The organism is Rhodanobacter sp. KK11 (assembly GCF_033345435.1).
Taxonomy (GTDB): Bacteria; Pseudomonadota; Gammaproteobacteria; order Xanthomonadales; family Rhodanobacteraceae; genus Rhodanobacter.
The window spans coordinates 225,974-245,749 of sequence record NZ_JAWPMI010000005.1; the positions used below are offsets into that span (position 1 = coordinate 225,974).

The following is a 19,776-nucleotide window of genomic DNA, read 5'->3' on the forward strand; positions in this document are numbered from 1 at the left end:
GCAGTCTGCCATAGCGGCGCCCGGACGCGGGCGGCCCGGGCGCATTCATTGTAAGATTCGACGGTTGAAATACGGCACCGCGGCCCGCGGTTGCCATCCGCCATCGCAATATCCCAATCGCCCCAGGAGGACGTTCCCCCATGACCATCAAGGTCGGCATCAACGGCTTTGGCCGCATCGGTCGCAACGTGCTGCGCGCAGCCGTGCAGAACTTCGGCAACGAGATCGAGGTCGTGGCGATCAACGACCTGCTGGAGCCGGACTACCTGGCCTACATGCTGAAGCACGACTCCGTGCACGGCCGCTTCGATGGCGAGGTGGAAGTCGACGGCAACCACCTGGTGGTCAACGGCAAGCGCATCCGCCTGACCCAGGAACGCGACCCGGCCAACCTGAAGTGGAACGAGGTGAACGCCGAGGTGGTGATCGAGTCCACCGGCCTGTTCCTGACCAAGGAAGCGGCGCAGAAGCACATCGACGCCGGCGCGAAGAAAGTGATCCTGTCGGCGCCGTCCAAGGACGACACGCCGATGTTCGTCTACGGCGTCAACGACAAGACCTACAAGGGCGAGGCGATCATCTCCAACGCCAGCTGCACCACCAACTGCCTGGCGCCGGTGGCCAAGGTGCTCAATGACAAGTGGGGCATCAAGCGCGGCCTGATGACCACCGTGCACGCCGCCACCGCCACGCAGAAGACCGTCGACGGCCCGAGCAACAAGGACTGGCGCGGCGGCCGCGGCATCCTGGAGAACATCATCCCCTCCTCCACTGGCGCGGCCAAGGCCGTCGGCGTGGTGATCCCCGAGCTCAACAAGAAGCTCACCGGCATGAGCTTCCGCGTGCCGACCTCGGACGTGTCGGTGGTCGACCTGACCGTGGAGCTGGAGAAGCCGGCGACCTACGAGGAAATCAAGGCCGAAATGAAGTCGCAGAGCGAGGGCGCCCTCAAGGGCATCCTGGGCTACACCGAGGACAAGGTGGTGGCCACCGACTTCCGCGGTGACGCACGTACCTCGATCTTCGACGCCGACGCCGGCATCGCGCTGGACGACAGCTTCGTCAAGCTGGTCAGCTGGTACGACAACGAGTGGGGCTACTCGAACAAGTGCCTGGAAATGGTGCGGGTGGTGGCGAAACAGGCCTGACCCGTCACGACACGAAAAAAAAGCCGGGCACTGCCCGGCTTTTTTTGCCCCCTCTGCAGGAGCCCGCTCGCGGGCGACGCTGCTGATCCCGCGATTCCCGATTCCCGGCTTCAAGAGCATCGCCCGCGAGCGGCTCCTACAAGGGCAGGCAATTCAGCGCTGCAGCAGCGGCAGCTTGTCCGGCACGCCGTCCCACTTGTCGGCGTCTTCCATCGACGGGATCTTGCTGGTCAGCACTGGCCATTCCCTGGCCAGTTCGGCGTTGATCGAGAGGAACACCTCCTGCCCCGCCGGCACGTCGAGTTCGGGGAAGATCGCGCCGACCGGGCATTCCTCCACGCACAGCGTGCAGTCGATGCATTCGTCCGGATCGATCACCAGGAAATTCGGACCCTCGTGGAAGCAGTCCACCGGGCACACTTCGACACAGTCGGTGTGCTTGCAGTTGATGCAGTTTTCGGTGACGACGTGCGTCATCGTGCCTCCTTCCACGGCCTCACCGCGGTGACTACAGTGTCCGCGGCAACCGCTGCCGCGGCCATGACCCAGATCAGTGTGCCACCGTCGCGGCCCACGCAGAATTCTCCCGAATCCCACGTCCCCTCCAAGGAGCGACACCATGCGCAAACTGATTGCCCTCGCCCTGCTCGGCCTGCTCTCCACCCCGCTGATGGCCGCCGAGTGCGCCACCACGGTCGAAGCCAACGACGCCATGCAGTTCAATACCAAAACCATCACCGTGCCGAAGACCTGCAAGACCTTCAAGGTCACCCTGAAGCACACCGGCAAGCTGCCGGTCACCGCGATGGGCCACAACTGGGTGCTGTCGCACAGCGCCGACGAGTCCGGCGTGATCGCCGACGGCATGAAGGCCGGCGCCGCCAACAGCTACGAGAAGCCGGGCGACGCCCGCATCGTCGCGCACACCAAGCTGATCGGCGGCGGCGAATCCGATACCGCCACCATCGACGTGGCCAAGCTCAAGGCGGGCGAGCAGTACGCCTACTTCTGCACCTTCCCCGGCCATGCCGCGCTGATGAAGGGCACGCTGAGCCTGGGCAAGTAAGCCTCTCGGACTACTGACGCATCCGGCTGCTCGTGGCCGGATGCGTTTTTTTGTTGCCGGCAAACTTGCACATCGTTCCGCGCACGGATCCACAATGTCCCGCATGAACCCGTCATCACCCCTGGACGAGCCGGCCATCGCCAGGCTGGTCGACCGCTTCTACGAAAAAGTGCGGCACGACGCCCAGATCGGGCCGATCTTCAACGCCGCCGTGCACGACTGGGACGAGCACAAGCTCCTGCTGACCTCGTTCTGGGCCTCGGTGGCGCTGCGCGCCGGCAGCTACCGCGGCAACCCGATGGGCGCGCACCGGCCGCACCCGATCCGCGCCGAGCACTTCGACCGCTGGCTGGCGCTGTGGCGCGAGACCACCGCCGAGGAACTGGACGAGGCCAGCGCCGCACTGATGCTGGGATACGCCGAACGCATCGGCCACAGCCTCAAGCTGGGGCTCGGCCTGCACCCGCAGGCGCAACCGTTCGGCGTGCCGATCGTGGGTATCCGCCGCTGACGCGGGATGGCACGCACCGCAGGGCGGGCACGGCCCGCCCTACGAAATGGGCATCAGGCCAGAACCTTCAGCGCCGCGTCGTAATTCGGCTCGTGGCCGATCTCGCTGACCAGCTCGGCGTGCAGCACCTTGTCGTGGCCGTCCAGCACCAGCACCGCGCGCGCGGCCAGTCCGGCCAGCGGGCCGCTGGCGATCGCCACGCCGTAGTCGTTGAGGAACTGGCGACCGCGCATCAGCGACAGGTTGGTCACCTTGTCCAGTCCCTCGGCGCCGCAGAAGCGCGCCTGCGCGAACGGCAGGTCGGCCGAGATGCACAGCACCACGGTATTGTCGAGCTTGCCGGCCAGCTCGTTGAAGCGGCGCACCGAGGCGGCGCACACGCCGGTGTCGACGCTGGGGAAGATGTTCAGCACCTTGCGCTTGCCGGCGTAGCCGGACAGCGCCACGTCGGACAGGTCGCCGCCGACCAGGCTGAATGCCGGCGCGGTCGAACCTACCGCGGGAAACTGGCCGTCGACGCTGACCGGCTGGCCCTTGAACGTGACATGGGACATCGTGCACCTCGTGTGTGGATGGATGGCTACAAGTAGAACATGGTCTTGGCCAGGAAGACGATGCCCACCATCAGGCCCAGCACGACGCGATGGGTATGCCGGAACCGGCAGACGTCCATCTTGCCGCTGCGCATCGCCCACATCGCGTTGACGAACACGCCGAGCACGCCGAACGCCAACAGCGCCTTCAGCAGCAGCCAGTTGCCGAAGCGGCTGCCCACGCAGGCCAGGCCATCACAGCGGAGGTCGAACAGCACGAAGCCGCTGGCGAACAGCAGCACCACGATCACCGGCATGAACCGGCGCACCCGCGCCATGATCGCCTGCTCGATGCGCTGCATGACCGCCGCGTCGAAATGCCGGTGCAGCGACTCGACCACCAGCACCTCGAACGTCACCGCACCGACGAACACGATGGCGCAGGCCAGGTGCACCAGCACGATCCACGGATACCAGGCCGCCATGCGGAATCTCCCGAAGCTCTCGCGCAAGTCTGCGCGCGACCGCCACGGGCCGCGCTGACCTGGATCAGGCCGCGGAAGGCGGTCGCCTCAGCCGTGCGGCTGCGCAACCAGCTTGCGGATCGCCTCCACGAACTCGGGATCGAGCTTGCCGATCCGCGCGGTACGCGCGGCGATGCGGCCGTCGGCGTCGAGCAGGATCAGCTCGCTGGAGTGGTTGAACTCGCCGTCGGGCAGTTGCCGGTACTGCAGGCCGAGCACGCCGGACAGCTGGCGCACCTGTGCCGGCTCGGCCCGTGCCAGGGTCCAGATGCGCGGATCCAGCTTGCGCCTCTCCGCATAGCTCTTCAGCGTGGCCACGTCGTCCCTGGCCGGGTCCATGCTCACCGCAAGCAGGTCGATCTGCGCGCGGGTGGCCGGATCCAACGCATTGCGGGTCAGCCGCAGGCTGTCGATGATCATCGGGCAGACCATCTGGCACGAGGTGTAGAACATGGTCACCAGCTGCGGACGGCCGCGCCGATCGGCCAGCGTCTGCTGGCGGCCGTCCTGATCGGTGAGCTGCACCTTGAGGTTGTAGACGGAGTCGCCGGGCAGCGGCGTGGCCGCCCGGGCGCTGCCGAGCAGCAGGAGCATCGCGAACAGGGACAGCAGGCGCTTCATGACGCGTTCCTCATTCGGGCTTCGCGCAACGGAAGCCCATGTTGTTGGTGGTGTCGGCGGCCTTCAGCGCGGAGAGCATGGCGATGCGCATCAGCACCGCGTAGTTCTCCTTCTCCTGCAGGCTGACCGCGCCGGCGCCGCAGAACTTCAGCACGTCGGGATCGTTCTGGTCGCGGCTGTCGCTGGCCACCAGCAGCGCGTTGAAGTCGTCCACCCACTCCCACACCGGCTGGGTGATGTCACGCACTCCATAGGCGTTGGGCGCGCCGCCGACGTCGGGCAGCGGCGCATTGGACGGCCGCGAGTACCAGGCCAGCAGGTTCTCGCGCCAGGCCGGATCGCTGCGCGCGTCGCGGCGGGTGGCATCGGCCGCCGCCGCGTACTCCCACTCGTACCAGCTGGGCAGGCGGGCGCCTTCGCTCTCGCAGTAGGCCTGGGCGGCAAACCAGCTGACCCGGGTCACCGGCTGGCGCGGCAACGCCTCGCTGCCCAGCGTCTCGGCGTCGGCCCAGTGGCTGAGGTAACGCTGGTCGGCGAGGATGCGGGCGACGCGGTCGCGCCGCCATTCGGGGTGAGTCTTCACGAATGCGAGGAACTCGGCATTGGTGACCGGCTCGGTGCGCAGGCGAAACGGCGCGACCTGCGCTGCAGCTGCCTTGCCGTCGGCCGGCAGCACGCTGGTGAAACTGCCTCCCGGCAGGGCGGCGTAGTCCGCCGCCGCTGCCGGCAGTGCCAGCATCAGGCCGAACATGACCAGTGCCAGACCTGCGCGCATGTCAGTGCCCCTGCGACGCCGTGGTCGGTGCCGGTGCAGCGCGCACCTTGGCGGCCTCTTCCTTGCTGATCTGGCCACCCGGGTTGCCCCAGCTGTTCAGCACGTAGGTCAGGATGTTCGCTACCTCGTCGTCGGTCAGCTGGTTCATGGGCGGCATGATCGAGTCGTACTCGTGGCCGTTCACCTTGATCTTGCCCTGCAGGCCATGCAGCACTACCTCGATCGCCCGCTTCGGGTCGGCCGCCAGGTAGTCCGACTTGGCCAGCGGCGGGAACACGTTCGGCAGGCCTTCGCCGTTCGCCTGGTGGCACACCGAGCAGGTGCCGGTGAACAACTGCTTGCCCGCCGCGATCTGCTCGTCCTTGGTCAGCGTGCCGGCCGCATGCGCCTTCGCCGCCGTGCTCACCGCCTGCAGGTTCGGCTCCGAACGGTCGCCCAGGTAGACGTAGTCGACTTCCTTGCCCGAGTAGATCGTCTTGTCCTCCGGACCGTCCACCTTCAGGATGCCCAGCGCGCCCTTGTTGAATGCGCGGAAGATCGAGTGGTCGACCAGCACGTAGCTGCCCGGCACATCGGTGTGGAACTCCACGGTCGCCGCGCCGCCGGCCGGGATCAGCGTGGTCTGCACGTTGTGCTGCGCCACCGTGCCGCCTTCGGGCTGCACCTTGTCGAAGATCTCGCCGATCACGTGGAAGCTCGACACCAGGTTCGGGCCGCCGTTGCCCACGAACAGCCGCACCGTCTCGTTGGTCTTGGCGGTCAGCGCGTTGTCGCCGGTCAGCGCGCCTTCCTTGCCGTTGAACAGCACGTAGGTCGGGTTCTCGTCGATCGCCTTCTCCATGTCGAACGGCTGCAGACCCTTCTGCCGGTACTTGCCGGTGGTGTAGAAGTCGCCCTGCATCACGTAGTACTCGTGATCGACCTTCGGCAACCCCTCCGGCGGCTCGACCAGGATCAGCCCGTACATGCCGTTGGCGATGTGCATGCCCACCGGCGCGGTGGCGCAGTGGTACACGTAGATGCCCTGGTTCAGCGCCTTGAAGGTGAATTGCGAGGCATGGCCCGGCGCGGTGAAGCTGGACGCCGCGCCGCCGCCCGGCCCGGTCACCCCGTGCAGGTCGATGTTGTGCGGCATCTTGCTGTCCGGCGCGTTCTTCAGGTGGAACTCCACCGTGTCGCCCTGGCGCACCCGGATGAAGCTGCCCGGCACGGTACCGCCGAAGGTCCAGAACGTGTAGCTGACGCCTTCGGAGATCGGCATCTCCTTCTCGATCACTTCCAGCTCCACGATCACTTTCGCCGGGTAGTTGCGGTTGACCGGCGGCGGCACGTGCGGCGGGCTGGTCAGCACCGCGTGGATCGGCTCGCCCTGCGGCGGACCGAAGTCGCCGCGGGTGACGTGTTCGGCCGGGGCGTTGGCGGCCGGGGTGGCATCCGTCTTGGCCGCGGCCTGCGGCTTGCCGGAGCAGGCCGCCAGCGTCAGCAACGCAGCGGCAGCGACGACGAGGAGCGGTGAGCGTGACATGGGGCGGTCTCCGTGAGTTCTTGCGCCTCCTAGCCTAGGCGATCGCCCCGCCGCCCTACTGACCTGAGTCAATTTGAAAGACTTTGCCGCCGCGCTGCGTCACCCTGCCGCGGCCGCGCCCTGCCCGCTCAACCGGGCTTGCCGTCCGCCCGCGGAGTCAGGTAGATCCACGCCGAGCGCAGCACCCACGGCAGGAACGCCAGCAGCCAGCCGTAGGCGGCGATCACCAGCCACAGGTAGACGTCGCCGCCCAGCTCGGCACGGATGCGCAGCAAGGCCACTACCTGCAGCAGGGCGAAGCACAGCCAGGCCACCTTGCCCATCTGCAGCGGCCGGCCGGAATGGCCCTGGGTCACCCGGGTCACCATCGCCACCAGCATCGAGCCGAAGAAGCCGATCGCCAGCGCATGCAACGGCGCGCGGCCGAGGACGAGATGCCCGCTGCTCGCGTACACCACGTCCTGTACCGCGTACAGCACGAACGCCACCGGCAGCCACGCGAACGCCAGGTGCAGCACGGCGAGCAGGCCCGGCCGCATCGCCTTCCACGGTTGCCAGGTCAACGCATGCCAGGCGAACACCAGCGCCAGCGGCACGTCCGCCAGCCACAGCCAGCCCAGCGCACCGCGCCATTCCAGCAACAGGTGCGCCAGCAGCAGCACCCACACCACCGGCATGCTCCAGTCCGGTCGGATCACCTCGTAGCCTTTCACCATGTTGCCGGTGAAAAACGGCAGCATGCGGTGCATCACCGAGAAATAGATCGGCAGCAGCAGGCCGTACGTGCCCAGCTTGATCGCCAGTAGCGCGCAATCCGCCGGCGCGCCGAACAGGTAGGCCAGGAACACCACCAACCCCAGACAACCCAGGCTCAATGCTGCCAGGCAGGAACGCGCATGACCCTTGCGTTCGGCCACCGACGCACGCAGTACCCCAGCCAGCGTCCACACGCCGACCAGGTAGCCGGCCAGCATCACGGCCACCCCAAGCTTCAGCACCCATGGCAGGTCGAGCAGGCCCGCGTTCGCCAGCACGTAGCCGCCGAACACGCAGCCGGCCACCGGCAGGTAGCGCGTCTTGGGCAGGTCCGGCCGCCCCAGCCAGCGCGGGAACGTGGTCATCAGGAAGCCGAACATGAACAGCGGGAACAGGCCGTACTGGATCAGCATCGCGTGCGCCCAGCCCGGCGGAACCGACGGCTGCGGCCAGCCGGCCAGCCCGAAGCGCATCCAGGTCAGCTCTACCGCCCACCACGCCATGCTGAGCAGCACCGCAATGGTGCCGGCCAGGAACAGCGGTCGATGCGGCGCGGCGGCGAGCAAACGGGGAAGCCCGGCGAAAGCCGAAGGCACGGGGCCGGTGAATTGCGGTTCGGACATGATGTCGGCAGCCGGAACGAGAACGATTCGCCATGCTGCCACGCCATCGCCGGCGGCAGCCATGACCTGCATCAAACGGGCCACCGGTGCGCTGTCGCCATCCGAATCGGACGCCGGCGCCGGCAGATTCGCGGGCCGCTTCGTGAGCGTATGCTCGCTAGGCTTTGCCGGGTCACGAAGCGCCCAGGGGATACCCATGACCCACATCGTGGGGGCAACCGCCCCGAGGGGAGTCATCATGAAACGCATGAGTGTGTGGCTGGCGCCGGCCGTCGCGGCGCTTTGCCTGGGCAGCGCCCAGGCGGCGGCAAAGGACCAGGCGAACGTCGTCCGTGATTACACCGACACCGTGGCCCCGGCCGACCAGCAGGCCTATGAGGCGGGCATCAAGAGCTACAACCAGTGCCTGGCCCAGCACGGCTTCAAGTATGCGTGGACCAGCTGGGTGCACGAAACCGGCGACGTCTACAGTTATTCCTACGTCACCGAGCCGATGACCTGGGCCAGCTTCGACGCCATGCACGACGCCGGCAAGGCCTGCGACGCCACGTTCAGGACGCAGGTGAATCCGCATCTCAAGGGCGAGACCAGCGTCTTCATGCAGGGCAACCCCGAACTCAGCCACCTGCAGACAGACACGCTCGGCACGCCCGCCCTGATCGAGGTCACCTACTTCAAGCTGAAAGCGGGCCAGCGTCAGGCCTTCATGGATGCGGCCAAGAAGATCTACGCCGCCGCGAAAAAGACCAAATGGGCGGGCTACTCGATGTTGAACGAAGTCGTCGACGGCGGCGAAGGCGCACCGGATTTCCTGCTGGTGAGCCCCGCCAGGAACTGGGCCGATCTCGGCAAGGAGCTGGATCCGACGTTGTGGAAGATGCTCGAAAACGTCTACGGCAAAGCGGATGCGGATGCGCTACGCAAGACGCTGCGCGAAGCCATCCAGGAAAGCCCGTCGCACGTCGACAGCTACAACACGGAGTTGAGCTACCGGCCCGCAGGCAAGTAGGGCCGCGATGAACCTACCGGGCGGCCCGTGGTGCGGGCCGCCCGATGCCGGCGGATCACCGGCCTCACTCCGTCAGCAGTGCCTGCCCGATCTCGCGCAGCTTCTTCGGGTTCAGCAGCTCCAGTTCGCGCCCTTCGATCTCGATCAGCTGTTGGCTGCGGAAACGGCTGAGCACGCGGCTGACGGTTTCCGCGGCCAGGCGCAGATAGTTCGCGATGTCGCCGCGCGACATGCTGAGGTGGAAGCGCGTGCCGGAAAAGCCGCGCACGGCGTAGCGGCCGGCCAGGTCGAGCAGGAATGCGGCGACGCGTTCGTCGGCGCTGTGGTCGCCGGCGAGCAGGCTGGCGGTGCCCAGCTCCTTGCTCAGCATGCGGAACAGGTGCTGCTGCACGGCGGGAATACGCGAGGCGAGCGCACTCATTGCCGGAAACGAGAAGCGGCAGAAGTAGGCGGTATCCAGCGCCACGGCGTCGCAGGGGAAATGCTCCGGGTAGATCGCGTTGAGACCGATCACTTCGCCGGGCAGGTAGAAACCCAGCACCTGCTCGCGGCCTTCCTTGTCGACCATGCGGGTCTTCACGGTGCCCGCGCGCACGGCAAAGATCGCGCGGAACGGATCGCCGGTGCGGAAGATGTGCTCGCCGGCGCGGAACGGCCCCACGTGCTCGACCAGGCATTGCAGCTCGGCCAGCTCCGGCTTGTCGTAGCCGGCGGCGATGCAGGCGCTGGAGAACGCGCAGGTGCCGCAGAAACGGCTCTCGTCGCCGTCGTCGGCAATCGGGCTGGGCGGCTCGGGCAGACGGCCTGCCAGGGGCTTTGAATGCATGATGGTGATGGGCTGCCGGGTCGGGGCTGCGTTGATCAGATCACGCGAGAGTAGCGTGGGGCCTGTGCCGCGTCGTCCAGATAGGCGTCGAAGCACATGGCGATGATACGCAACAGCAACCGCCCCCGCGAGGTGACCTGGATCTCGCGTGGGCTTTCCAGCACCAGTCCGTCCTCGATCAGCGGCTGCAGGCGCTGCCGCTCGCGCGCGAAGTACTCGTCGAACAGCAGCCGGTGGCGCGCGCCGAATGCCTGCTTGTCCACGTTGCCGTGGCACATCAGCTCGTTGATCAGTTCGCGCCGGATCAGGTCGTCCTCGTCCAGCTGCAGGCCACGCATCAGCGGCAGGCGGCCGGCGTCCAGCGCCGCGTAGTAGCCGATCAGGTCGCGCGCGTTCTGGCTGTAACTGTCGCCGATGCGGCCGATCGCGCTGACGCCGAGGCCGACGATGTCGCAATCGCCATGGGTCGAGTAGCCCTGGAAGTTGCGCTGCAGCGTGCCGGCGCGCTGCGCCAGCACCAGCTCGTCGCTGGCCTTGGCGAAATGGTCCATGCCGATGTAGACGTAGCCGGCGGCCGAGAGATGCTCCAGCGCGCGACCGAACAGCGCCAGCCGGGTGGTCGCGTCGGGCAGGTCGGCGGCGTCGATCTGCCGCTGCGCCTTGAACATCTCCGGCAGGTGCGCATAGCCGTACACCGCCACCCGATCCGGGTTCAGCGCCACCACCTGGTCCAGCGTGCGGCTGAAGCCGTCGACGCTCTGGAACGGCAGGCCGTAGATCAGGTCGACGCTGGCCGAGCGGAAACCCGAAGCACGCGCCGCCTCGATCACCTCGCGGGTCTGCTCGAAGCTCTGGATCCGGTTCACCGCCTTCTGCACCGCCGGGTCGAAATCCTGGATGCCCACCGAGATGCGGTTGAAGCCCAGCTCGCCCAGGTTGCGGATGTAGGCGCCGTCGGCGAAGCGCGGATCGATCTCGATGCCGTACTCGCGATCCGTCGCGTGGCTGAAGCTGAAATGCCGCGCCAGCGATTCCAGCAGCTCGCCCATGTGCGCGGTGTCGAGGAAGTTCGGCGTGCCGCCGCCGAAGTGCAGCTGGCGCACCGGCCGGTCGCGGTCGAACAGCGGCGCGATCAGCTCGATCTCGCGGTACAGCCGTTCCAGGTAGCGGTCGGCCTGGGTCACGTCGCGGGTGATCACCCGGTTGCAGCCGCAGTAGAAGCACGGGCTCATGCAGAACGGCACATGCACGTACAGCGACAGCGGACGCGGGATCGGTTCCTCGTTGGAGGCGCGGATCACCCCGCGCAGCGCCACCTCGTCGAAATCGGCCTTGAACTGCGGCGCGGTCGGATAACTGGTGTAGCGCGGTCCGGCCACATCGTAGCGGGCGACCAGCGCAGGATCGAATTCGGGAGGAGTGATGGGAATGGCCATGCTGCCGAGTCTGTCGGCAGACCCGCCGGCGCGCCTTGACCAGGGTCAATTCGCACGCCGGGCGCGGCGACCTGCCGCAGCCGCTCCCGCACCGTTCAGGCTGATCGCAACGCCGCAGGCGCGCAGCCGAAGCCGCGCGCGGTCCGGGCAAGCCTCAGCGCTTCAGCGGCTCGATCTGCTGCTCGATGGCACCGAAGATCGAGGCACCGGCGGCGTCGGTGACGTCGATCTTCAGGCGGTCGCCGAATTTCAGGAACGGCGTGCTCGGCTGGCCGTCGCGCAGGGTTTCCACCGTGCGCTGTTCGGCCAGGCAGGAGGCGCCCTTGCCGGTGTCCTGGTTGGCGATGGTGCCGGAGCCGACGATGGTGCCGGCGGTGAGCGGCCGGGTCTTCGCCACGTGCGCCACCAGCTCGGCGAAGCTGAACTGCATGTCGACGCCGCACTCGGCCTCGCCGAACCACTTGCCGTTGAGCCAGGTGCGCATCGGCAGGTGCAGCTTGTCGCCGGCCCAGGCCGCGCCCAGCTCGTCCGGCGTCACCAGCACCGGCGACAGCGCCGAGCGCGGCTTGGACTGCAGGAAGCCGAAGCCCTTGGCCAGCTCGGCCGGGATCAGGGCTCGCAGACTGACGTCGTTGACCAGGCCGACCAGTTGGATGTGCTGCGAGGCTTGCGCCGGCGTCACCGCCATCGGCACGTCGTCGGTGACCACCACCACCTCGGCCTCCAGGTCGATGCCGTAGTCCTCGCTGGGCACCACCACCGGGTCGCGTGGCCCGAGGAAGCCGGCGCTGGTCGCCTGGTACATCAGCGGGTCGGTATAGAACGAGGCCGGCACCTCGGCGCCGCGCGCCTTGCGCACGCGCTCGACGTGCGGCAGGTAGGCCGAACCGTCGACGAACTCGTAGGCGCGCGGCAGCGGCGAGGCCAGCGCGTGGACGTCCAGCGCAAAGGCACCGACGGCGTGGCCGGCGTTCAACTCATCGGACAGCGCGTTGAGCCGCGGCGCGATATTCGACCAGTCGTCCAGCGCCGCCTGCAGCGTCGACGCGATGCCGGCCGCCTTCACCGCGCGGGAGAGGTCGCGGCTGACCACCACCAGGGTGCCGTCGCGGCCGCCTTCCTTGAGAGATCCGAGTTTCATCGTGCTGCCTTGTGTGAGCTGCGTGGCTTCGCCGTCATGGCGCGAAGTGCTTGCGGATATCCTGCCAGCATCGGTAATAGTCGCGCTGCAGTTGCGGCGCCTCCAGCGCCTGCCGTGTGGGGCGGATCACCTTGCGCGTCTCGAACATGAAGGCCATGGTGCCGTCGATCACGTCCGGCTTCGACAGGTCCGCGGCCGAGGCCTTCTCGAACGTGGCCGCATCCGGCCCGTGCCCGCTCATGCAGTTGTGCAGCGACGCGCCGCCGGGCAGGAAGCCTTCGGCCTTGGCATCGTATACGCCGGTGACCAGGCCCATGAACTCGCTGGCCACGTTGCGGTGGAACCACGGCGGGCGGAAGGTGTGCTCGGCCACCAGCCAGCGCGGCGGGAAGATGGCGAAATCCACGTTCGCCGTGCCGGGCGTGTCGCTGGCCGAGGTCAGCACCGTGAAGATCGACGGGTCGGGGTGGTCGACGCTGATCGAGCCGATGGCGTTGAAGCGGCGCAGGTCGTACTTGTACGGCGCGTAGTTGCCGTGCCAGGCCACCACGTCCAGCGGCGAGTGGCCGATCTTCGCCGTCCACAGGCTGCCCTGGAACTTCGCCACCAGCTCGAAGGCGCCCTCGACGTCCTCGTACGCCGCGTGCGGGGTGAGGAAGTCGCGCGCGTTCGCCAGGCAGTTCGAGCCGATCGGGCCGAGCTCAGGCAGGCGCAGCAGCGCGCCGAAGTTCTCGCACACGTAGCCGCGCGCCTCGCCGTCGGGCAGGTCGACGCGGAAGCGCACGCCACGCGGGATCACCGCGATCTCCTGCGGTTCGATCTCGATCACGCCCAGTTCGGTGGCCAGCCGCAGCCGGCCCTGCTGCGGCACGATCAAGAGCTCGCCGTCGGCGTCGTAGAAGAAGCGCCGCTGCATCGGGCGGTTCGCTGCATAGACGTGGATGCCGATGCCGCCCTGCTCCGCCGGACCGCCGTTGCCGGCCAAGGTGACCAGGCCGTCGAGGAAATCGGTCGGCGTTTCCGGCAGCGGCCACGGATCCCAGCGCAGCTGGTTCGGCGTGGCCGGCGCCTCGTCGAAGCGGTTGTGGAAGCGCGCGTGCGCCAGCGGCGCGAACGGCTCGTGCACCGCCGCCGGGCGGATGCGGTACAGCCAGCTGCGCCGGTTCTGGTGGCGCGGCGCGGTGAACGCGGTGCCCGACAGCTGCTCCGCGTAGAGCCCGTGCGCCACGCGCTGGGGCGAGTTCTGTCCGACCGGCAGCACGCCGGGGATGGCCTCGCTGGCGAATTCGTTGCCGAAGCCGGACTGGTAGCCCTTGCCCACGATCGTTGCCATGCACCGCTCCTTCAGAGGAACCCGCGCTTCATCTGGTCGCGCTCGATCGACTCGAACAGCGCCTGGAAATTGCCCTCGCCGAAGCCCTCGTTGCCCTTGCGCTGGATGATCTCGAAGAAGATCGGGCCGATCGCGTTCTGGGTGAAGATCTGCAGCAGCAGGCGCTTCTTCGTTTCCATGTCGGCGTCGATCAGGATCTTGTTCCTGGCCAGCCGCGGCACGTCCTCGCCATGGTTGGGGATGCGCTGGTCGATCACCTCGAAATAGGTGTCCGGCGTGTCGAGGAATTCCACCCCGGCCGCGCGCATCGCCTCCACCGTGGCGTAGATGTCGTCGGTGAAGCAGGCGATGTGCTGAATGCCTTCGCCGTGGTAGGCGTCGAGGTACTCGTTGATCTGGCTCTTCGGATCGCTCGACTCGTTCAGCGGAATGCGCACGATGCCGTCCGGTGCGGTCATCGCCTTGGAGACCAGCCCGGTCTTGGCGCCCTTGATGTCGAAGTAGCGGATCTCGCGGAAGTTGAACAGCTTCTCGTAGTAGTCCGACCACTTCTGCATGTTGCCGAAGTGCAGGTTGTGGGTGAGGTGGTCGATGAAGGTGAGGCCGAAACCCTTCGGGTTCGGCTCGGCACCCGGGATCGGCGCGTAGTCGGCGGCGTAGGCGTCGCCCTCGCGCGGCACCAGATACAGCATGCAGTCGCCGATGCCCTTGACTACCGGCACCTCCACCGCGCGGCTGGCGGCCTTGTGCGTCACCGCCTCGCCACCGTTGGCCAGTACCGTCGCCGCCACCTCGGCCACCGGCTTGCGGAAGCGGATGGCGAAGCCGCAGGCGCAGGGGCCGTGCTTCGCGGCGAAGTCGGCGGCGAACGAATCCGGGTCCTCGTTGACCAGGAAGTTCACCCCGTTCTGGCGGTACACCGTGATCGGCCGGTGCTTGTGCTTCAGCACCGCGCTGAAACCCATCCGCTTGAACAGCGCGTGCAGCTCGTGCGCGCGGCCGGCCGGGGCGGCGAATTCGACGAACTCGAAGCCGTCGATGCCCATCGGGTTCTCGAAGGTGGTGACCTGCATGCCGAGGTTCGGTTGGGCGTTCATGGCGCTCTCCTCTGAGTCAGTGCACGATGGCCACACGCAAGCGTGCCACCCGCAGATTGGCCCTGCGTTATAGTTTCATTTGAAACCATTTGCAAGGACCACCGCCGCAATGCCCGCCAAGCACAAGCCCGCCGCCGAGCACGCCCCGCTGCAGCTGGAGCACTTCCTGCCGTACCGGCTGTCGATCGTCTCCAACACGGTCAGTCAGGCGATCGCCGACGACTACCAGAGCCGCTTCGACCTCTCGGTGACCGAATGGCGGGTGATGGCGGTGCTGGCGCGCTACCCGGGCCTGTCCGCGCGCGAGGTGGCCGAGCGCACCGCGATGGACAAGGTGGCGGTAAGCCGCGCGCTGGCGCGGCTGGTCGAGGCCGGCCGGGTCGACCGGGCCACCCACGACGACGACAAGCGGCGCTCGGTGCTCCGCCTGACCGAGGCCGGCTGGGCGATCCACGACCAGGTGGCGCCGATGGCACGCAGGCGCGAGCGCGAGCTGCTGGCGAAGCTGGATGCGGAGGAGTGCGGCTGGCTCACGCGCATCCTGGACAAGCTGATGGGGCCGGCCGACGCCGGCCGGTAGCCATCACGAGCCAGAACCGTTGCCCATGTCGCCGGGCTCCTGCCCGGCGGCCACGCATGGACCGTCACTTGACCCCGTGCATCAACCGGTTGATCAATGGCGCGATCAGGAACAACAGCACGCCGGCGCCCAGCAGCGACCAGAAGCCGAAGGTGTAGCCGTCCAGCGCCGAGCCCACGGTCATGCCGCTCTCGCCGCTGACGTGACCGGCGAAGATGCCCGACAGGTTGTTGCCGATGCCGGTGGAGAGGAACCAGCCGCCCATGCCGAAGCCGACCAGCCGCACCGGCGCCAGCTTGGTCACCATCGACAGGCCGATCGGCGACAGGCACAGCTCGCCCACCGACTGGATCACGTAGACCATGAACAGGGTCCAGAACGGGATCTTGCCGGCGTCGTTGACGAGGCTGGACAGGGCGAACATCAAGAGCAGGAAGGCCAGCCCGTTGAAGATCAGGCCCAGGCCGAACTTGCGCGGGATCGACGGGTTGCGGTTCTTCATCGCTACCCAGATCCACGCGATCAGCGGCGCCAGGAAGATGATCGCCAGCGAGTTCACCGACTGGAACCACGCGACGGGGAAGATGAAGCTGCCGAGCTGGCGGTTGACGATCTGGTCGGCGAGGAAGGTGAACGAGCTGCCGGCCTGCTCGAAGAACATCCAGAACAGCACGTTGAACGCGAAGATGATCAGCATGGCGATCACCCGGTCGCGCTGCACCCGGCCCTCGCGGATGCCCTCCACCATCAGCAGCACGGCCAGCGCCACGAACAGGATGCTCAGCACCCACTGCAGGAAGCCCGCGCCCGCGGCGAGCAGCAGGTACACGACGGGGATGCACAGCAGCATGCCCAGCAGCACCCAGCCCGTGCGCGCCAGGCTCTCGCCGCCGGCGGGCGCCTGGCCCACGCCCTGCAGGCCGCGGCGGCCGATCCAGAACCACACCAGGCTGATCAGCATGCCGATGCCCGAGGCGATGAACACGTACTTGTAGCTCGGCATCGTCGCGGTGCCGAACACCGCCTTGGCCAGGTGCTCGGTGATGATCGGCGAGATCAGCGCACCGGCGTTGATGCCCATGTAGAAGATGGTGAAGCCGCTGTCGCGGCGTTCGTCACCGGTCTTGTAGAGACGGCCCACCATGGTGGAGATGTTCGGCTTGAACAGGCCGTTGCCCACGATGATGGTGGCCAGGCCCAGCTCGAACACCTGCTGGCTCGGCACGGCGATCATGAACAGGCCCGCCGCCATCACCGCCGCGCCCACCAGGATCGAGCGCTGGTAGCCCAGCACGCGGTCGGCCACGTAGCCGCCGAAGATCGCCGCGGCGTACACCAGCGCCAGGTAGGCGCCGTAGGTGCGGCTGGCCGGCTGCTGGCCGGCGCCCTCGCCGTCGAAGAACTGCGCCACGATGTACAGCACCAGCGCCCAGCGAATGCCGTAGAACGCGAAGCGCTCCCAGAACTCGGTCATGAACAGCATCCACAGCGGGCGCGGGTGGCCGAGTTGCTGCGGATAGTCGGGCACGACGCGCGGCGTCGTATCGGTGGCGTGGCTCATGGATACTCCCGGGTGATGGCCGGCGCCTCACGCGCGGACCGCAAAATCTTTCGGAAGATGTACATGCTGGGCGCCAGCGGCGTCAAATGCGCCGCAGCACGCGCCACGCGGACGGCTCAGCGCACCCCGTGCATCAGCCGGTTGATCAGCGGCGCCAGCAACAACAGCAGTACGCCTGCACCGAGCAGCACCCCGAAGCTGAAAGTGAAGCCGGACAGCGCCGAGGCCACCGTCATGCCGTGCTCGCCGCTGATCGAGCGCGCCACCAGCCCGGAGAAATCGCCGCCGGCAGCCAGCGACAGGAACCAGCCGCCCATCGCCAGGCCGACGAAGCGCGGCGGCGCCAGCTTGGTCACCATCGACAGGCCGATCGGCGACAGGCACAGCTCGCCCAGTGTCTGCATCACGTAGCACAGCACCAGCGGCCAGAACGGGATCAGCCCGGTGGGCCCCAGCAGTTCCTTCAGCGCATACACCAGCACCACGAAGCCCAGCCCGTTGAAGATCAGCCCGAAGCCGAACTTGCGCGGGATCGACGGCTCCGCATGGCGCCTGGACAATGCGGCCCACACCAGCGCGACCAGCGGCGCGAACAGCAAAATCGCCAGTGGCGTCACCGACTGAAACCAGCCCACCGGGAAAATCCAGCCGCCGGGCATCTGCCGGTCCACCCAGTTCTCGGCGAGGAAGTTGAGCGAGGTGCCGAACTGGAAGTAGAAGGTCCAGAACAGCACGCTGAAGCCGAACACGATCAGCATCGCGATCACGCGTTGCAGCTGCACGCGGTCATGCCGCCGCGCCTCCACGATCAGCACCGCCGCCACGCCGATGAACAGCACGCCCAGCAGCCACTGCAGGCCGTCGGCGCCCACATAGGCCAGCAGTGCCCAGATCAGCGGTACCGCCAGCGCCGCGCCGAGCAATACCCACAGCACGCGCACGCGACCTTCCATGCCCGGCAGTGGCCGACCCACGCCCTTGAGGCCGCGCCGGCCGAACCAGAACCACAGCAGGCTGAGCAGCATGCCCACGCCGGCGGCGGCGAACACCACGCGGTAGTTCTGCTGCATCGGCGTGTCGGTGAAGGTGGCGGCCATCCAGCCGGTGAGCAGCGGCGCGACGAAGGCGCCGGCGTTGATGCCCATGTAGAACAGGGTGAAGCCACGGTCGCGGCGCGGGTCGTCGCGGCCGTAGAGCTGGCCCACCATGGTGGAGATGTTCGGCTTGAACAGACCGTCGCCGGCGATCACCAGCGCCAGGCCCAGCAGCATCAGCGGCTTGCTCGGCACCAGCAGGGTGAACAGGCCGACGGACATCACCGCCGCACCGAGCAGGATCGAGCGCTGGTAGCCGATCACCCGGTCGGCCACGTAACCACCGAAGATGCAGGCGGCATAGATCAGCGCGGTATAGGCGCCGTAGATGCCGGCCGCCCAGCCCTGCCCCGCCGGGTCACCGTGGAAGAACTGCGCCACGATGTACAGCACCAGCGCCCAGCTCACGCTGTAGTAGGCGAAGCGCTCCCAGAACTCGGTCATGAACAGCATCCACAGCGGACGCGGATGGCCGAGCAGCTGCGGATAGGCGGGCGTGGCGCCGGCGTCGGCCCCGGTGATCTGGCTCATGCGTTTCCCTTTCTGGTGGCTGCCGCGACACGCGCAACGCAGCGGATGGTAACGCCAACGTCCCCGTCAGCTGCCCAGCACCGTGCGCACGTCCAGCAGTTCGGGGAAGAACTCCAGGTCCAACGCCTTCTTCAGGAAGCTCACCCCGGACGAGCCGCCGGTGCCGCGGCGGTGGCCGATGATGCGCTCCACCGTCTTCATGTGGCGGAAGCGCCACAGCTGGAAGCTCTCCTCCACGTCCACCAGTTGCTCGCACATGTGGTACTCGGGCCAGAACCGCGCGCGCTGCTCGTAGATGCGCTTCAGCGCCGGCAGCAGCGCCTCGTTGCGGCGGTAGGCCTGGGTCCAGTCGCGCTGCAGCAGCTCCGCCGGCACCGCATGCCCGTGGCGCGCCAGGTAGCGCAGGAATTCGTCGTACAGGCTGGGGGCTTCCAGCACCGCGCGCAGTTCGGCCTGCGCGGCCGGATCGTGCGCGAACACCTTCAGCATGCCGGCGTTCTTGTTGCCCAGCATGAATTCGATGGTGCGGTACTGCAGCGACTGGAAGCCCGACGACGGCCCCAGCACGCCGCGGAACTCCAGGTATTCCGACGGGGTGAGCGTCTCCAGCACCGCCCACTGCTCGAACAGCTGGCGCTGCACCTGCTTCACTCGCGCCAGGATCTTCAGGCAGGCATCGACGTCGTCGCGCTTGAGGTGCGCCAGCGCGGCCTTCAGTTCGTGGATCAGCAGCTTCATCCACAGCTCGGACACATGGTGCTGCACGATGAACAGCATTTCGTCGTGATGCTGCGGATGGCTCAGCGGACGCTGCGCGGACAGCAGGGTGTCCAGGTGCAGGTAGCCGCCGTAGGTCATCTGCCCGTTGAGGTCGGTCCGGATGCCCGCTTCGATATCGCGCTGGTTGTCGCTCATGGTGCTCCGTCACGTCTACCGTAAAAAAACCATGGTAACGGTTGCGGCAACGATCGCACCTGATCCAGGACAGGGCACAGCCTCGATCCCGCGCTCAGGATCGGGTCCCGGGCCACCCTTCCGTACGCCCACGCATGCTGCACCGTACCTTGCAGCGCAACATCCCCGCCT

The 19,776-nt window shown here is 67.4% G+C and carries 20 protein-coding genes; 5 read left to right on the top strand and 15 right to left on the bottom strand.

Annotated elements, in window-relative coordinates; translation table 11 throughout:
• Nucleotides 1-140: 140 nt before the first annotated feature.
• Nucleotides 141-1,148, top strand: coding sequence for a type I glyceraldehyde-3-phosphate dehydrogenase (gap, locus tag R5H19_RS14475; RefSeq protein WP_318159739.1), 1,008 nt, complete (start codon nucleotides 141-143; stop codon nucleotides 1,146-1,148).
• A gap of 153 nt (nucleotides 1,149-1,301) precedes the next feature.
• Here gap and fdxA read toward each other — a convergent pair whose 3' ends face one another.
• The gene (gene fdxA, locus R5H19_RS14480) at nucleotides 1,302-1,625 is read right to left on the bottom strand and encodes a ferredoxin FdxA (RefSeq protein ID WP_318159740.1); all 324 of its coding nucleotides are present in this window, start codon (nucleotides 1,623-1,625) and stop codon (nucleotides 1,302-1,304) included.
• A gap of 142 nt (nucleotides 1,626-1,767) precedes the next feature.
• Between fdxA and azu the strand changes: the two genes are divergently transcribed.
• Nucleotides 1,768-2,214, top strand: coding sequence for an azurin (azu, locus tag R5H19_RS14485; RefSeq protein ID WP_318159741.1), 447 nt, complete (start codon nucleotides 1,768-1,770; stop codon nucleotides 2,212-2,214).
• Between the two features lie 103 nt (nucleotides 2,215-2,317).
• Nucleotides 2,318-2,725 (top strand): group III truncated hemoglobin, encoded by a 408-nt coding sequence (locus tag R5H19_RS14490; RefSeq protein ID WP_318160202.1) that lies wholly within the window; start codon nucleotides 2,318-2,320, stop codon nucleotides 2,723-2,725.
• A 53-nt stretch (nucleotides 2,726-2,778) separates the two neighbouring features.
• Here R5H19_RS14490 and tpx read toward each other — a convergent pair whose 3' ends face one another.
• The 6 genes from tpx to R5H19_RS14520 form a co-directional block, all read right to left on the bottom strand.
• A complete protein-coding gene (gene tpx / locus R5H19_RS14495; protein WP_318159742.1) occupies nucleotides 2,779-3,279 on the bottom strand; it encodes a thiol peroxidase in 501 nt (166 codons plus the stop codon).
• Between the two features lie 26 nt (nucleotides 3,280-3,305).
• A complete protein-coding gene (locus R5H19_RS14500; protein WP_318159743.1) occupies nucleotides 3,306-3,743 on the bottom strand; it encodes a hypothetical protein in 438 nt (145 codons plus the stop codon).
• A gap of 87 nt (nucleotides 3,744-3,830) precedes the next feature.
• Nucleotides 3,831-4,403 (bottom strand): SCO family protein, encoded by a 573-nt coding sequence (locus R5H19_RS14505; RefSeq protein ID WP_318159744.1) that lies wholly within the window; start codon nucleotides 4,401-4,403, stop codon nucleotides 3,831-3,833.
• A gap of 10 nt (nucleotides 4,404-4,413) precedes the next feature.
• Nucleotides 4,414-5,178: a formylglycine-generating enzyme family protein gene (locus R5H19_RS14510; protein ID WP_318159745.1), complete on the bottom strand. Its 765-nt coding sequence runs from the start codon at nucleotides 5,176-5,178 to the stop codon at nucleotides 4,414-4,416.
• A 1-nt stretch (nucleotide 5,179) separates the two neighbouring features.
• A complete protein-coding gene (nirK, locus tag R5H19_RS14515) occupies nucleotides 5,180-6,703 on the bottom strand; it encodes a copper-containing nitrite reductase (protein ID WP_318159746.1) in 1,524 nt (507 codons plus the stop codon).
• Nucleotides 6,704-6,831: 128 nt separating this feature from the next.
• A complete protein-coding gene (locus R5H19_RS14520; protein WP_318159747.1) occupies nucleotides 6,832-8,082 on the bottom strand; it encodes an NnrS family protein in 1,251 nt (416 codons plus the stop codon).
• Between the two features lie 238 nt (nucleotides 8,083-8,320).
• On the opposite strand from R5H19_RS14520, the gene R5H19_RS14525 reads away from it, so the two are divergent.
• Entirely contained in the window at nucleotides 8,321-9,091 is a 771-nt protein-coding gene (locus tag R5H19_RS14525) for a hypothetical protein (RefSeq protein WP_318159748.1), read from the top strand.
• A 64-nt stretch (nucleotides 9,092-9,155) separates the two neighbouring features.
• On the opposite strand, the gene R5H19_RS14530 is transcribed toward R5H19_RS14525, so the two are convergent.
• The 5 genes from R5H19_RS14530 to hppD all read right to left on the bottom strand — a co-directional run bounded on the left by R5H19_RS14530 (nucleotide 9,156) and on the right by hppD (nucleotide 14,924).
• The gene (locus R5H19_RS14530; protein WP_318159749.1) at nucleotides 9,156-9,917 is read right to left on the bottom strand and encodes a helix-turn-helix domain-containing protein; all 762 of its coding nucleotides are present in this window, start codon (nucleotides 9,915-9,917) and stop codon (nucleotides 9,156-9,158) included.
• Nucleotides 9,918-9,952: 35 nt separating this feature from the next.
• On the bottom strand, nucleotides 9,953-11,353 hold the full coding sequence (gene hemN / locus R5H19_RS14535) for an oxygen-independent coproporphyrinogen III oxidase (protein WP_318159750.1): 1,401 nt from the start codon (nucleotides 11,351-11,353) through the stop codon (nucleotides 9,953-9,955).
• A gap of 154 nt (nucleotides 11,354-11,507) precedes the next feature.
• Nucleotides 11,508-12,494, bottom strand: coding sequence for a fumarylacetoacetate hydrolase family protein (locus R5H19_RS14540; RefSeq protein ID WP_318159751.1), 987 nt, complete (start codon nucleotides 12,492-12,494; stop codon nucleotides 11,508-11,510).
• A 34-nt stretch (nucleotides 12,495-12,528) separates the two neighbouring features.
• On the bottom strand, nucleotides 12,529-13,827 hold the full coding sequence (gene hmgA / locus R5H19_RS14545) for a homogentisate 1,2-dioxygenase (protein ID WP_318159752.1): 1,299 nt from the start codon (nucleotides 13,825-13,827) through the stop codon (nucleotides 12,529-12,531).
• A gap of 11 nt (nucleotides 13,828-13,838) precedes the next feature.
• The gene (hppD, locus tag R5H19_RS14550; protein ID WP_318159753.1) at nucleotides 13,839-14,924 is read right to left on the bottom strand and encodes a 4-hydroxyphenylpyruvate dioxygenase; all 1,086 of its coding nucleotides are present in this window, start codon (nucleotides 14,922-14,924) and stop codon (nucleotides 13,839-13,841) included.
• A gap of 109 nt (nucleotides 14,925-15,033) precedes the next feature.
• Between hppD and R5H19_RS14555 the strand changes: the two genes are divergently transcribed.
• Nucleotides 15,034-15,504, top strand: coding sequence for a MarR family transcriptional regulator (locus tag R5H19_RS14555; protein ID WP_318159754.1), 471 nt, complete (start codon nucleotides 15,034-15,036; stop codon nucleotides 15,502-15,504).
• A 64-nt stretch (nucleotides 15,505-15,568) separates the two neighbouring features.
• Here the strand turns inward: R5H19_RS14555 and R5H19_RS14560 are convergent, their stop codons facing one another.
• The 3 genes from R5H19_RS14560 to R5H19_RS14570 form a co-directional block, all read right to left on the bottom strand.
• Nucleotides 15,569-17,065: an oligopeptide:H+ symporter gene (locus R5H19_RS14560; RefSeq protein WP_318159755.1), complete on the bottom strand. Its 1,497-nt coding sequence runs from the start codon at nucleotides 17,063-17,065 to the stop codon at nucleotides 15,569-15,571.
• A gap of 116 nt (nucleotides 17,066-17,181) precedes the next feature.
• Nucleotides 17,182-18,690 (bottom strand): oligopeptide:H+ symporter, encoded by a 1,509-nt coding sequence (locus R5H19_RS14565; protein ID WP_318159756.1) that lies wholly within the window; start codon nucleotides 18,688-18,690, stop codon nucleotides 17,182-17,184.
• A gap of 66 nt (nucleotides 18,691-18,756) precedes the next feature.
• Complete coding sequence (locus R5H19_RS14570; RefSeq protein ID WP_318159757.1) at nucleotides 18,757-19,605, bottom strand: tryptophan 2,3-dioxygenase family protein; 849 nt, start codon at nucleotides 19,603-19,605, stop codon at nucleotides 18,757-18,759.
• Nucleotides 19,606-19,776: the final 171 nt, after the last annotated feature.

Bases quoted from the DNA above. Each gene is read 5' to 3' on its own strand.
- R5H19_RS14560 (WP_318159755.1), bottom strand. From the start codon at position 17,065: ATGAGCCACGCCACCGATACGACGCCGCGCGTCGTGCCCGACTATCCG.
- R5H19_RS14520 (WP_318159747.1), bottom strand. From the start codon at position 8,082: ATGTCCGAACCGCAATTCACCGGCCCCGTGCCTTCGGCTTTCGCCGGG.
- R5H19_RS14510 (WP_318159745.1), bottom strand. From the start codon at position 5,178: ATGCGCGCAGGTCTGGCACTGGTCATGTTCGGCCTGATGCTGGCACTG.
- R5H19_RS14525 (WP_318159748.1), top strand. From the start codon at position 8,321: ATGAAACGCATGAGTGTGTGGCTGGCGCCGGCCGTCGCGGCGCTTTGC.
- hppD (WP_318159753.1), bottom strand. From the start codon at position 14,924: ATGAACGCCCAACCGAACCTCGGCATGCAGGTCACCACCTTCGAGAAC.
- gap (WP_318159739.1), top strand. From the start codon at position 141: ATGACCATCAAGGTCGGCATCAACGGCTTTGGCCGCATCGGTCGCAAC.
- R5H19_RS14555 (WP_318159754.1), top strand. From the start codon at position 15,034: ATGCCCGCCAAGCACAAGCCCGCCGCCGAGCACGCCCCGCTGCAGCTG.
- tpx (WP_318159742.1), bottom strand. From the start codon at position 3,279: ATGTCCCATGTCACGTTCAAGGGCCAGCCGGTCAGCGTCGACGGCCAG.
- R5H19_RS14530 (WP_318159749.1), bottom strand. From the start codon at position 9,917: ATGCATTCAAAGCCCCTGGCAGGCCGTCTGCCCGAGCCGCCCAGCCCG.
- R5H19_RS14540 (WP_318159751.1), bottom strand. From the start codon at position 12,494: ATGAAACTCGGATCTCTCAAGGAAGGCGGCCGCGACGGCACCCTGGTG.
- hemN (WP_318159750.1), bottom strand. From the start codon at position 11,353: ATGGCCATTCCCATCACTCCTCCCGAATTCGATCCTGCGCTGGTCGCC.
- R5H19_RS14490 (WP_318160202.1), top strand. From the start codon at position 2,318: ATGAACCCGTCATCACCCCTGGACGAGCCGGCCATCGCCAGGCTGGTC.
- R5H19_RS14565 (WP_318159756.1), bottom strand. From the start codon at position 18,690: ATGAGCCAGATCACCGGGGCCGACGCCGGCGCCACGCCCGCCTATCCG.
- hmgA (WP_318159752.1), bottom strand. From the start codon at position 13,827: ATGGCAACGATCGTGGGCAAGGGCTACCAGTCCGGCTTCGGCAACGAA.
- nirK (WP_318159746.1), bottom strand. From the start codon at position 6,703: ATGTCACGCTCACCGCTCCTCGTCGTCGCTGCCGCTGCGTTGCTGACG.
- R5H19_RS14505 (WP_318159744.1), bottom strand. From the start codon at position 4,403: ATGAAGCGCCTGCTGTCCCTGTTCGCGATGCTCCTGCTGCTCGGCAGC.
- R5H19_RS14570 (WP_318159757.1), bottom strand. From the start codon at position 19,605: ATGAGCGACAACCAGCGCGATATCGAAGCGGGCATCCGGACCGACCTC.
- R5H19_RS14500 (WP_318159743.1), bottom strand. From the start codon at position 3,743: ATGGCGGCCTGGTATCCGTGGATCGTGCTGGTGCACCTGGCCTGCGCC.
- azu (WP_318159741.1), top strand. From the start codon at position 1,768: ATGCGCAAACTGATTGCCCTCGCCCTGCTCGGCCTGCTCTCCACCCCG.
- fdxA (WP_318159740.1), bottom strand. From the start codon at position 1,625: ATGACGCACGTCGTCACCGAAAACTGCATCAACTGCAAGCACACCGAC.